This is a genomic window from Solidesulfovibrio carbinoliphilus subsp. oakridgensis, assembly GCF_000177215.2.
Classification (GTDB): domain Bacteria; phylum Desulfobacterota; class Desulfovibrionia; order Desulfovibrionales; family Desulfovibrionaceae; genus Solidesulfovibrio; species Solidesulfovibrio carbinoliphilus.
Genome location: NZ_CM001368.1, coordinates 2,972,244 through 2,984,326 on the forward strand (window position 1 = coordinate 2,972,244; position 12,083 = coordinate 2,984,326).

Here is a 12,083-nt window from a genome sequence, read left to right on the forward strand (position 1 = left end):
TTGCGGCCATGACCAGTCGGCGGGTATGCCGGGCGGCCCGGGCCGCCAAGGAGCGTTGCGATCGTGGACCACGTGCAAGCCTTCCGGGAAGAGGCGCTGGAACTGCTGGAAACGGTGGAGCACACCGTGCTCGAACTGGAGGCCGATCCGCAGGACAGCGACAAGGTGGACAAGCTCTTTCGGGCCATGCACACCATCAAGGGCTCGGGGGCCATGTTCGGTTTCGACGAGGTGGCCCGGTTCACCCACCAGGTGGAAACGGTCTGGGACCAGGTCCGGTCCGGCAAGCTGACGGCGGACAAGGACCTGCTCGACCTGACGCTTCTGTGCCGCGACCACATCCTGGGCCTGTTGTCCCGGGGCGAGGACGAGGCCTCGGCCGAGGCCTCCGACGGGCTGTCCGGCCGCCTGCGGTCCCTGGCCGGCCTCGAGGCCGACGGCGACCCGGCCGGGCCGGCGCCCAAGGTTGCGGCCGACGGGCCCCGGCCGGTCCCGCACGCGGCCACCTGGTGGCTGCGCTACCGGCCCAAGGCCGACACCTACCTGTCCGGCCAGGACCCCCTGGGGCTCCTGGCGGAAGTCGGGGCCCTGGGGCAGGCCCGGGCCGTGGTCCACGCCGAGGCGACGCCACCCCTCGAGGCCCTCGATCCCGAGGCCGTGACCGTGTGGTGGGACGTGCTGCTGGTCGGCGGCGCGGGCGAGGACGCCCTGCGCGACGTGTTCGTGTTCGTGGAGGACGAGCACGACGTGCTGGTCAGTCGTCTGGCCAAAACCGCATTGCGGGCCACGGACCTGGACGAGGTCCAGGCGCTTTTGGCCGCATCGGCCTTTGAGGACGCCCATGCCCTGGCCACGGACCTGGATCGCCGGCTGGCGGCCCGGGTGTCGCGGCGGGCCAAACCCAGGCCCAAGCCGAAAGACGCGGGCGACGGCGCGGCCAGCATCCGGGTGGAGGCCAGCCGGCTCGACCGGCTGGTCGATCTGGTCGGGGAGCTGGCCATCATCCAGTCCCGGTTGTCCGAGCGCGCGGCGGCCGGGGTCGATCCGGCCGGCCGGGCCATTGCCGAGGAGCTGGAACGGGTGGCGGCCCGGCTTCGCGACGAGACCCTCGGCCTTCGCATGGTGCCGATCGGCGGGCTCTACGGCACGCTGCGCCGGCTGGTGCGCGACCTGGCCGGGGAACTCGGCAAGGAGGCGGCCTTTGTCGGCGAGGGCGGGGACACCGAACTCGACAAACACGTCATGGACCAGTTGAAGGACCCTCTCGTCCACATCCTGCGCAACTCCCTGGACCACGGCCTCGAATCGCCCGAAAAGCGCCTGGCCGCCGGCAAGCCGGCCCAGGGTACGGTCCGGCTCCAGGCCGACCACGTCGGCGGCGAGGTCCGCATCGTCATCACCGACGACGGGGGCGGGGTCGACCTGGAACGGGTCCGGCAAAAGGCCCTGGAAAAGGGCCTGCTCGCCCCGGGCGAGGAAGCGGACGAACGGACCATCCTCAACTGTCTTTTCTGCCCGGGGTTTTCCACGGCCAAGGAGGTCAGCAGCGTGTCCGGCCGGGGGGTCGGCATGGACGTGGTCAAGCGCAACATCGAGGAGCTCGGCGGCCGCGTCAGCCTGGAGAGCCGGTCGGGCCTCGGCACCACCCTGACCGTGCGCCTGCCCCTGACCCTGGCCATCATCGACGGCCTGCAGGTGCGGGTGGGAAACGAGGACTACATCATTCCCCTGGTCGCGGCCCGGGCCTGCCTGGAGCGGTTTCTCGATGCCGATCCGCCGGCCGTCGGCGTGGTCACCTGGCGCGACAAGATGACCCCGTGCCTGAGCCTTCGCCGGATTTTCGGCGTGGCCGGGCCGTCGCCGCGCTACGAGCGGGTGATCATGGTCGCGGCCGGGGACGCGGAAGTGGGGCTGGCCGTGGACGTGGTGGTGGGCCAGCGGCAGGCGGTCATCAAGAAGCTCAGCGACGTCTACCGGCGGGTGGAGTGCGTTTCCGGCACCACGGTCAACGGCGACGGCACCATCTCGCTCATCCTGGATGTGGCCCGGCTGGCCCGGTACGCCGGCACCCTGGGCGAGGCCCATTGCGCGCTGTGACAGGCCGGGTCGCCGCCGGACGGCCTCAGGCGGCCCGGCGGCGGGCGTCCAGGTAGTAGAGGACCGGCACCACCATCCTTGAGAAGACCGTGGCCGCCACTTCGCCGGCCATGAGCGAAATGGCCAGCCCCTGGAAGATGGGGTCGAAAAGGATCACAAAGGCCCCGGCCACCACGCTGACCGCCGTCAGGAGCATGGGCCGGAAGCGCACGGCCCCGGCCTCCTCCACCGCGTCGGCCAGACCCACCCCCTCCCCCCGGCGCATCTCGATGAAATCCACCAGGATAATCGAGTTGCGCACCACGATGCCCGCCCCGGCGATGAACCCGATCATGGACGTGGCCGTGAAAAAGGCCCCGGCCAGGGCGTGGGCCGGGATGATGCCGATCAAGGACAGCGGGATCGGGGCCATGATGGCCAAGGGCGTGGTGTAGGAGCCGAACCAGCCGACGGTCAGGATGTAGATGAGGACCATGACCACGGCAAAGGCCAGGCCCATGTCCCGGAAGACCTCGTAGGTGATCTGCCACTCCCCGTCCCACTTGAGGCTGTAGTCCGCCGTCTGGTCGGGCATGGCCGTCCACAGGACCGGCAGGCCGGCCCTGGAGACTGTCTGCCAGGCGCCCCGGCCGGATGCGCCCAGGGCGTCGATGGCCGCGTTCACCCGGTTCATGGCATAGATGGGGCTCTCCTCCCGGCCGGCCACGTCGCCGGTCACGTAGACCACGGGCAGGAGGTTCTTGTGGTACAGGGCCGTCGGCTCCTCGTGCTCGCCGATGCTCGCGATCTGGTCCAGGGACACCATGCGGCCGTTCTCGCCCCGGACGGTGAGAGCCCCGAGGTCCCGGGCGTCGGCCCGGTGGCGCAGGGGCAGGCGGACCACGATGGGCGCGTCCTCCCGGGCGGCCGCGTCGTGAAGTAACCCGGCCACGGTGCCGGCCACGCTTGCCGTCACGTCGCGCAGGGCCCGGTCCGGGTCCACGCCTGCGGTCAGCGCCTTGTCGCGCTCGACCCGGATCACCCGCTCGGGCCGGGGATCGTCCACGTACCAGTCCACATCCACCACCTCGGGCGTCTCCCGCAGGATGTCGCGGACCTGCCGGGCGACAGCCTGCCGGCCGGCGTCGGTGGGCCCGTAGATCTCGGCCACCAGCGTCTGGAGCACGGGCGGGCCGGGCGGGGCCTCCACGGTCTTGAGTTTGGCCCGGTACCGGGCGGCGATGGGGGCGAGTGCCTGGCGGATCTCCTTGGCGATGGCGTGGCTTTGCCGGTCGCGCTCGCCCTTCTCCCGGAGGTTCACCGTGATGGCGGCCTCGTGCTGGCCGCTTCGCAGGTAGTAGTGGCGGATGAGGCCGTTGAAATCCGTGGGCGCGGCCGTGCCGGCGTAGACGACCGCGCCGGTGACGTCCGGCCGGGCCAGGATCGTCCGGGCCAGCTCCCGGCTGGCGGCGGTCGTCTCCTCGAGGGTGGTGCCGCGCGGCATGTCGACCACCACCGACACCTCGCTCTTGTTGTCAAAGGGCAGCATCTTGACCAGCACGGCCTTGGCCGGAAAAAGGGCGCAGGCCCCGAGGAAAAGGGCCAGGACCGCGGCCAGGAAGCTCCACCGCCAGACCGGGCGCTTGAGGAGCCGGTCCATGAGCCAGCGGTAGGCCCGGGTGCCGGCGTCGTCCGGGATCTCGCCGTGGGGCCGGGTGCCCTCGGGCGGGGCCTTCAAGGTCCGTTTGGCCGTCCAGGGGGTAATGAGAAAGGCCACGGCCATGGACAGGAGCATGGCTACCGACGCGCCGACCGGCATGGGCCGCATGTAGGGGCCCATGAGCCCGCCCACGTAGGCCATGGGCGCGATGGCGGCGATGACCGTGAAGGTGGCCAGGACCAGGGGGGCCCGGACTTCGCCCACGGCCTCCACGATGACCTTGGAAAGGGGCCGGCCCCGGGCCCCGGGCAGGGAGAGGTGGCGCACGATGTTTTCCACGTCCACGATGGGGTCGTCGACCAGGATGCCGATGCAGAAGATGAGCGCGAAAAGGGTGACGCGGTTGAGCGTGTAGCCCATGAGCCAGTAAGTGGCCAGGGTGATGGCGAGCGTCACCGGCACGGCCACCATGACCACCAGGCTGGCCCGCAGGCCGAGAAAGAGGGCCACCACCCCGCCGACCGTGACCGCGGCCAACGCGAGGTGCTTGAGCAGCTCGTCCACCTTGTGCTTGGCCGTCTGGCCGTAGTCCCGGGTGACGGTGACCTGGACGTCGGCCGGCAGGAGGTAGCCGCGAAGGGCCTCGATGCGGCGCAGGGCCTCGGCGGCGACCCGGGTGGCGTTCTCGCCGGTCCGCTTGGCCACCGAAAGCGTCACGGCCGGGAAGGCCTCGCCCGGTCCGGCGTCCTTGTTCTCCCCGGCCAGACCCCGGCCGGGCAGGTAGAAGACGTAGTCCCCGGGCTCGTCAAAGCCGTCTTTGACCGAGGCCACGTCGGCAAGGGAGATCGGCCGGCCGTTTTTGACGGCCACCACGGCCCGGGCCAGCTCCTTTTCGGTGCGGAAAAAGTTGTCGAGCCGGATGGACACGGCCTGGCCGGACTGGAAGGCGTCGCCGATGGTCCGGCCGGCGTTCTGGGCGCCAAGGGCGTCGAGGAGGTCCACGGCGTCGAGGCCCTGGGCCCGCAGCCGGTCCGGGTCCGGTTCCACCATGACCGCCCGCCTGCGTCCGCCCGTGATCGTGGTCTCGGCCACGCCCGGGATGCGGCGGACCTCGTCGTTGACGGCGCCGACCATGGTCCGAAGCTGCCTGGAATCGTAGGCCCCGCCCCAGAAGGCGGCCACCAGCACGGGCACGTCGTCGATGGAGTGGGGCTTTAAAATCGGCCGGGAGCAGCCGGGCGGAATCCAGTCCAGGTGCTGGTAGAGCTTGGTGTAGGTGGCCAGCACGCTTTTTTCGGTGTTCTCCCCGACCCGGAAGCGGACCACGGTCAGGGCCTCGCCGGCCATGGCCGTGGAATAGACGTATTCCACGCCCGCAATCTCCCACAGGATCTTCTCCATGGGGCCGATGACCCGGTTTTCCACCTCCTTGGGCGTGGCCCCGGGCATGGTCACGTGGATGTCGATCATGGGCACCACGATCTGCGGCTCTTCCTCGCTCGGCGTGGCCAGGATGGCCAGGACGCCGGTCAGGACGGCGGCCAGGATCAAAAGCGGGGCCAGCTTGGCGTCGACGAAAAGGGCGGTCAGCCGGGTCAGCCAGTCGCCGTGGCGGCCGTGGGGCTCAGGCCCGGTCACTTGGGCGCTCCGGCCAGCCGGTCGCCCTCGCGAAGGACGGCCCCGGGGGCGCAGGCCAGGCGCTCGCCGTCGGCCAGGCCGCTTAGGATGTCCGCGAAGCGGTCGTGGCCGGCCGCGTCAAAGGCTTCGGAGTCGGTCAGGTAGGTCTGGCCGTCGAACTCGGCGGCCAGATAGCTGCCGCCGGTCTTGACCACCCGGAAGTGGAGCACGCCGTCGCCCCCGGCCACGGCCACGGTCGGCAGGTCGCCGCGCCGGGACAGGCAGGCCTCGGGCACGAGCAGCTTCTCGGCGGTGCGGGCCGGCACGAACACCCGGCCGAACATGCCGGCCCGGGGCGGGCCTTCGGCGCCGGGCACGGCGTCCGGCAGGGCGCATTTGAGCTTGAAGGTCCGGCTGCCCGGGTCCACCCGGCCGACCACGGCCGAGACGGCCACGGCAAAAGGGGCCTTGGCCAGGGACGGGACCACGGCCAGGATCTTCTGGCCCAGGGCGAGGCCGGACAGCAGGGACTCGTCCACCTGGGCCGTCAGCTCGTAGCCGCCGGCGGCCGTGTCGATGAGGACCAGCGGTGAGCCGGCCGTGACGAAGGCGCCCTGGTCCACGTAGCGGCGGGCCAGGATGCCGTCAAAGGGGGCGGTGATGCGGGTGTAGGTGCGAAGGGCGGCCAGTTCCCCGAGCTTGGCGGCCGCGGCCCCTTCCTGGGCGGCGGCCGCCTCGGCCTGCCGGGTCAGGGCGTCGTACTCGGCCCTGGCCTTGTCGGCGTCCTCCTGGCTGACCGCCCGCTGGGCCAGGAGCTTTTCCATGCGGGAAAGGGTGGTCCGGGCCAGGCCGGCCTTGGCGAGCAGGGCTTGTTTTTCACGTGAAACCTGCTCCCGCGAGGCCCGAAGGCCGGCTTCCTGGCTGGTCAGGTCCCGGTCGTCCAGGCGCAGGAGCAGCTGGCCGGCCTTGACCAGATCGCCCTCCCGGGCCAGGGCCGCCTCCACCGTGCCCGAGACCTTGCTGGCCAGGGTCACGCTCTGTTCGGACTCCACGGCGGCCGGAAAGGACCGGCATTCCACCACCGGCCGGCGCGCGGCCGCCAGGACCGGGGCCGCGACCTCACGGACGGAGCCGGCGGACGCGGCCGTTTCGGGCTTGTCCCGGGAACAGGCCGGGAGCAGCCAGCAGGCCGCAACGGCGAGGAAGAGGGAGAGGTGTGGGCGCATGGTTCCAGGAAGTTCCATGCAATGCGGCCGTTGTCAACGGGCCGCTTTCTGTTGTTCGAAGCAGAACTGCAGGGGAGCGCCCTCATTTCACAGAGTGGCGATAGGAAATGGCCGCCTTACGGCCCCGGAAAACGCCAGGGCGGCACCGGGGCGCAGTTGACGGCGTCCACACGCCAACAGTCGGTGTCCGGGGTCAGGATGTTCAGGTGGCAGTAGTCCTGGCCCAGGCGGAAGAGGTGGGTGAGATCCATGCCCAGGGCGTGGCAGAGGATGGCCCGGTTGACCCCGCCGTGGGCCACGACCAGGATGTTGCCCGGCATGCCGGCCAGTTCGCCGAGGGCGGCCACGGCCCGTGCCTGGACGTCGGCGAAGCTTTCGCCGCCGTCCGGGCGGAAGCCGGCCATGTCGCAGCCCCGGCGCTGGTAGGCTCCGGGAAACTGCGCGTCCACCTCCTCCCGGGTCAGGCCCTCCCAGGCCCCGAGCTTGATCTCGCGCAGCCGGGGTTCCGGCATGAGCGCGATCTTGCGGCCCTCGAGGACGAGGGCCGCGGTCTCCAGGCAGCGGGTCAGGTCGGAGACCACGGCCAGGGTGAAGGCCACGTCGGCCAGCCCCTCCCGCCACAGCTGGGCCTGGGCCCGGCCCTCCTCGGTCAGGGGATGGTCGGCCTGGCCCACGAACCGGCGCGGTGTGCGCTGCTCGATGGCCCCGTGGCGCAGAAGGTAAATGGTGCCCACTTCGCGCCTCCCGAAAACGCGTCCTTGATGATGCCTCCAACCTATCCTCCCCCCCTCCTCCCTTCAAGGGGTCCGGGGGGATTATCCCCCCGGCCGCCGGAGGCATCTTATCTTATCTTCCCCTCTCCCCCTCCCTGGCCCGCTGATAGGCTTCGGGCGGAGGCGGGCCGGGGCGGAAGCCGGCGGCGGCGATGACGGCCTCGGCCGGGGCGCCGAGGGCGGCCTCGACCCGGGCCAGGACGCGCAGCGCGTTTTGCCGGCGCCGGGCGATGGCGGCCGTGGCGTCGGGGTCGGCCGCGAACAGGTCGAGCTTTTGTTGGAACCGGGAAGCCACGGGCACGAGCCACCGGCCGAAGACGAACTTGTCGGCCAGGTAGACGATCTCGCGTTCGGTCAAGGGCGCGTCGTCGGCCAGTTCGCAGTCGCGGTGGGCGGCCACGATGGCGGCGGCCGCGTCGAAGCCGAGGCCGGAAAGCAGTTCGCCGCCGGCGGCTTCGTGGTGGGGCCGGCCCTTGGCCACGTCGTGGAGGAGGGCGGCGGCTTTTATCAGCGCGATGTCGAGTGCCGCCCCGGCGGCGTTCAGGGCCCGGCCGAGGGCCTCGGCCACGGCGGCCACGCCCCGGGCATGGGCCAGTCCCTGGGGCGGGACGCGTTCGATGGCCAGGAGCGCCTCGGCCTCGGCCGGGGTGGGGATGGACCGCCTGGGGGCCAGGGTGCGAAGGACGGCGTAGTCCTCGGGGGTGTCCATGTCGGCCAGGATGTTGGCGTCCGGCACCGGGATTTCCTCGAAGGCGAAGGGGGCCAGCGCCTGGCGCAGGCCGCCGTTGCCCCGGTGGGCCAGGACGGCCGGCAGGAGCGAGGCGGCGAGGCACGGCGGATGGCCGCGCTGGCCGGAAAAGACCGGATAGACCAGAGGCGGGGCGCCGGCCTCGGCCAGCCGGGCCAGGAGGCGGGCGACGGTGGCCGGCCGGAACAGCGGCACATCGACCGGCGTCACGCAGACCTGGGCGCAGCCGGCCGGCACGGCGGCCAGCCCCGCCCTGACCGAGGAAAACATGCCGGTCTCGTAGTCCGGGTTGTAGACCGCCCGGACGGCGAGGCGCACAGCCTCGGCCGCCACCTCCAGGGCCCGGTGGCCCGTGACCACCACGATGTCGTCCAGGCCGGCCCGGCGGAAGGTGTCGACGAGAAGGCCCAGGGCCGTCCGGCCGTCCAGGGCCAGAAGCGGCTTGAACCCGGCGCCCATGCGCGAGGACAGGCCGCCGGCCAGAATGACGGCGCAGGCCCGGAGAGGGGCGCCTGGGGACGACGGCGTCATGGCCGGCCGGCGGCCCGGTGCTCGATCAGCTCGGCCACGATGCTGACCGCGATCTCCTCGGGCGTTTCGGCCGCGATCTCGAGACCGATGGGGCTTTTGACCCGGGCCAGATCGGCGGTGGTGAAGCCGGCGGCCAGCAGCTTGTCGTAGATGGCGTCGCGCTTGGGGATGGACCCGATCATGCCGATGTACCCGGCCGGCGTGCGCAGGGCCTCGGCCAGGGCGTCGTGGTCGTGGGCGTGGCCGCGCGTGACGATGACGATGCAGGCGGCGTCCGTGATCTCCCGGCCGGCCAGCCAGCCGACGGCCGGGTCGATGACAGCCGTGTCCACGGCGAACGGGAACCGGTCGAGGTTGGCGAATTCCGGCCGGTCGTCGAGGACGGTGATCCGAAACCCGACCATGGCCGCGATCTGGCCGGTGGGGCGGCTGACGTGGCCGCCGCCGCAGAGGATGAGCGGGGTCGGGGACAGGGCCGGCTCCAGGAAATAGCGGGCCCCGGCGCAGGCGAGGACGATGGGGGCCAGAATGCCCCGGCCCTGGCGTTTGGCCGCGGCCAGGATCTCCGGGCCCGGGGAGGGGCCGACCAGGGTGCCGTCCGGCAAAAGCAGGCATCGGCCGGCGGGCGCGCCGCCGCCGTTTTCGTCCAGGCCGGTGATGAGCAGCCCCCGGCTGCCCTGGGCCAGCAGGTCGGCCAAGCGGGCGAACAGGGCCGCGGTCGCCGGCTCGGGGTCCAGGCGTTCGAGAAAGACCCGCATCCGGCCGCCGCAGATGAGGTCCGCGCCCTTGGATGCCTGTCCGGTCATGTCGAAGTCCATGAGCCGGGAGCCGCCGTTCGCCAGGACCACGGCGGCCTCGGCCATGGCCAGCCCTTCGGCCAGTCCGCCGCCCACGGTGCCGGCGATCTTGTCGCCCTCGAAGACGAGCATTTTGGAGCCGGCGGTGCGGGGGGTCGAGCCTTCGTTGGTGACGATGGTGGCCGCGACCACGGATCGGCCGGCGGCCAGGGTGTCGCGGATGGTGCGGATGAGTTCGATCATGGTCGGGCGGCCGCTCCTTTGGCCGGATGGGTGAGGCGGGGGCCGTCCGCGGTCCGTTCGATGCGCCCGAGGATCGGCCCCAGGCGGCGAAGGCGGCTTCCGCACGGGCAGGGGCCGGAAAGCATGCGGGCGGCGTCGCCGGTCCGGTAGCGGACAAAGGGCATGGCCCGCGGGGCGAGCGTGGTGAAGACCACCTCGCCCACGTGGCCGTCCGGCAGCGGAGCCCCGGTGGCCATGTCCACCACCTCGAAATAGAGTTCGGTTTCACGCAGATGATAGCCGCAAAAGGCCTCGCACTCCACCCCGCCGCCGTAGCCCATCTCCGTGGCCCCGTAGTGGTCGAAGACGGCCGCTCCGAAGCGGGCGGCGAGCAGGTCCTTCCAGCCCCCGGGCAGGGCCTCGGCCGAGAGGAGGATGGTGCGAAGCGTGGCCCCGGCGGCGGCGCAGACGCCGGCATCGTCCACGGCCCGCCGGATCTGGGACGGCGCGGCCACCAGGACGTCCGGCCGGTGGAGGCGCAAATCCGCGGCCAGCCGGACCGGATCGCCGGTCGGGTCGCCGAGGATGCCCCGGGCCCCGAGGCGGGGAAGCGTCTGGCACAGGAGATCGCCGATGCTGTCCGGCCGGCTTCCCGGCATGAGGATAAGGACCGTGTCCCCGGGTTCGACCAAGGTCGCGATGCCGACGTGGAAAAAGCGGCGGATGGCCTCGATGTCGGCGCCGGTAAAGGCCACGCGCTTGGGCGGACCGGTGGTGCCGGAGGTCGTGAGCGTCACCATGCGGGCCACGTCGTCCTGGGACACGGTGAGAAACCGGGCATGGGCCTCGGTCAGGTCGGCCTGTTCGGTGAAAGGCAGGGTGGCGAAATCGGCAAGCGTCCGGGGAAAGTCCGGCGAAAGGCCGGCCAGCCGGTCGCGGTAAAAGGGGGCCGTGGCGGCATGGGCCACGGCCCGGCCAAGGGCCGCGACATGCCAGGCGGCGAGCCCTTCGGGCGTGGGCGGCGTCTCCGGCGCGCCAAGGCCCGCCGCGACGAACCCGTCCACGGGGCTCAGGCGCATGGCCGGCCCCGGTGGAGGGTCGTGCCGTCCGTTGCCGTCAGGTTGTAGAGGCAAAAGGGCACCAGCCGGTTGTCGGCCGTGGCCACGTGGATGCAGCAGCCGCGCGTGCGTTCGAGGTCGAGCGTCCAGGCGTCCTGGAAGGCCATGGCCGAGAGGGTGAACCGCCGGGAGGTGGCGGCGTCGGCCAGGAACCGGTCGAAGTCGTCCATGGGGCCGCCTTCTTTCGGGGGAAAGGTCGGCGCGGCCCACTGCCGGGCCACGAAACCCTTGGCCCGCCGGGCCCCTTCGTCCGCCGCGATGGGGGCCGGTGCCGGGGAGCAGCAGGACGCGGCCTGGCCCGCGGCCGGGACGAGGCCGGCCTCGCCGTCGAGCAGGTAGGGCTGGGAAAAGGAGCACAGCGAATGCTCGCAGCCCGGCGGATGGAAGTCCTCGGCCCGGATCATGCCGCCCGTCTGGGCTTCGAGGCCGCGCATGAGGTCCGGCAGGGTGACGCGTTCGCCGGCCCCGGACTCCCAGGGATAGCGGCCAAAGGAGCTGGCCGGCTGGAAATGGACGCCGCGCACGCCCGGGGCCCTGGACCGGGCCAGCCGGACGATGTCCCCGAGCTGGCCGTCGTTTACCCCGGGCACGATGGTCGGCACCAGGACCACGCCGAGGCCGGCTGCCACGCACCGGTCGATGGCGGCGAGCTTTTCGGCCAGCAGCGGTGCCCCGCGAAGCGTTGCAAACACGTCGTCGGTCGTGCCGTCGAACTGCAGAAAGACCGAAACCAGGCCGGCGTCGGCCAGCCGGCGAGCCAGACCCGGGTCGCGGGCCAGGGCCAGACCGTTGGTGTTGACCTGGACAAAGGCGAAGCCGGCCGCCCGGCAGGCGGCCACCACGGCCGGCAGGTCGGCCCGCACGGTGGGCTCGCCGCCGGAGAGCTGGACATTGACCGGGCCCGTGGCCGCGAAAATCCGGGCGAACCGGTCGGCCAGGGCGCCCACCGTCGGATCGGGCGCCGGAGCCTCGCCGGAGCGGGCGAAGCAGACCGGACAGGCCAGGTTGCAGCGGCCGGTCACCTCGAAAAGGGCGGTGCAGGTCCGCTGGCCGTGCTCCGGACACAGGCCGCAGTCGTGGGGGCAGCCCAGGCGCGATTCGGTCAGGACCGGCGGCGGGGCCCCCGGCACCTTGGGCCGGTTCCAGCCGGCAATGCCGGGCGGGCCGTGCCAGAACCGGGTGCGAAATTCTCCGTGCTCCGGGCAGTCCTTGACGATGTAGCCGTCCAGGCCGTCGGTCTCGCGCCGGGCGGCCACCCGGCGCAGGCAGATCGGGCACAGGCTGGCCGTGGGGATGGGCTTTTGGGCGTTCATGG

At 72.0% G+C, this 12,083-nt stretch carries 8 protein-coding genes; 1 reads left to right on the forward strand and 7 read right to left on the reverse strand.

The annotated features are described in order from the left end of the window. Positions 1–63 precede the first annotated feature (63 nt). Positions 64–2,097, forward strand: a complete 2,034-nt coding sequence (locus DFW101_RS13005) for a chemotaxis protein CheA (protein ID WP_009181987.1) — start codon at positions 64–66, stop codon at positions 2,095–2,097. A gap of 25 nt (positions 2,098–2,122) precedes the next feature. On the opposite strand, the gene DFW101_RS13010 is transcribed toward DFW101_RS13005, so the two are convergent. From DFW101_RS13010 to trsS, 7 genes are all read right to left on the reverse strand, one after another. Beyond that, complete coding sequence (locus DFW101_RS13010) at positions 2,123–5,374, reverse strand: efflux RND transporter permease subunit (protein ID WP_009181988.1); 3,252 nt, start codon at positions 5,372–5,374, stop codon at positions 2,123–2,125. Continuing rightward, complete coding sequence (locus DFW101_RS13015; RefSeq protein WP_232286019.1) at positions 5,371–6,597, reverse strand: efflux RND transporter periplasmic adaptor subunit; 1,227 nt, start codon at positions 6,595–6,597, stop codon at positions 5,371–5,373. Before DFW101_RS13015 ends, DFW101_RS13010 begins: the two co-directional genes overlap by 4 nt. A gap of 98 nt (positions 6,598–6,695) precedes the next feature. After that, positions 6,696–7,313, reverse strand: coding sequence for a histidine phosphatase family protein (locus tag DFW101_RS13020; protein ID WP_009181990.1), 618 nt, complete (start codon positions 7,311–7,313; stop codon positions 6,696–6,698). Between the two features lie 112 nt (positions 7,314–7,425). Beyond that, positions 7,426–8,631: a DVU_1551 family NTP transferase gene (locus DFW101_RS13025; protein WP_009181991.1), complete on the reverse strand. Its 1,206-nt coding sequence runs from the start codon at positions 8,629–8,631 to the stop codon at positions 7,426–7,428. Continuing rightward, positions 8,628–9,671 (reverse strand): XdhC family aldehyde oxidoreductase maturation factor, encoded by a 1,044-nt coding sequence (locus DFW101_RS13030; protein WP_009181992.1) that lies wholly within the window; start codon positions 9,669–9,671, stop codon positions 8,628–8,630. The genes DFW101_RS13025 and DFW101_RS13030 overlap by 4 nt, the downstream gene beginning before the upstream one ends. Then, on the reverse strand, positions 9,668–10,729 hold the full coding sequence (locus tag DFW101_RS13035) for a DVU_1553 family AMP-dependent CoA ligase (protein ID WP_009181993.1): 1,062 nt from the start codon (positions 10,727–10,729) through the stop codon (positions 9,668–9,670). Before DFW101_RS13035 ends, DFW101_RS13030 begins: the two co-directional genes overlap by 4 nt. Then, entirely contained in the window at positions 10,720–12,081 is a 1,362-nt protein-coding gene (trsS, locus tag DFW101_RS13040; RefSeq protein ID WP_009181994.1) for a radical SAM (seleno)protein TrsS, read from the reverse strand. The genes DFW101_RS13035 and trsS overlap by 10 nt, the downstream gene beginning before the upstream one ends. Positions 12,082–12,083 lie beyond the last annotated feature (2 nt).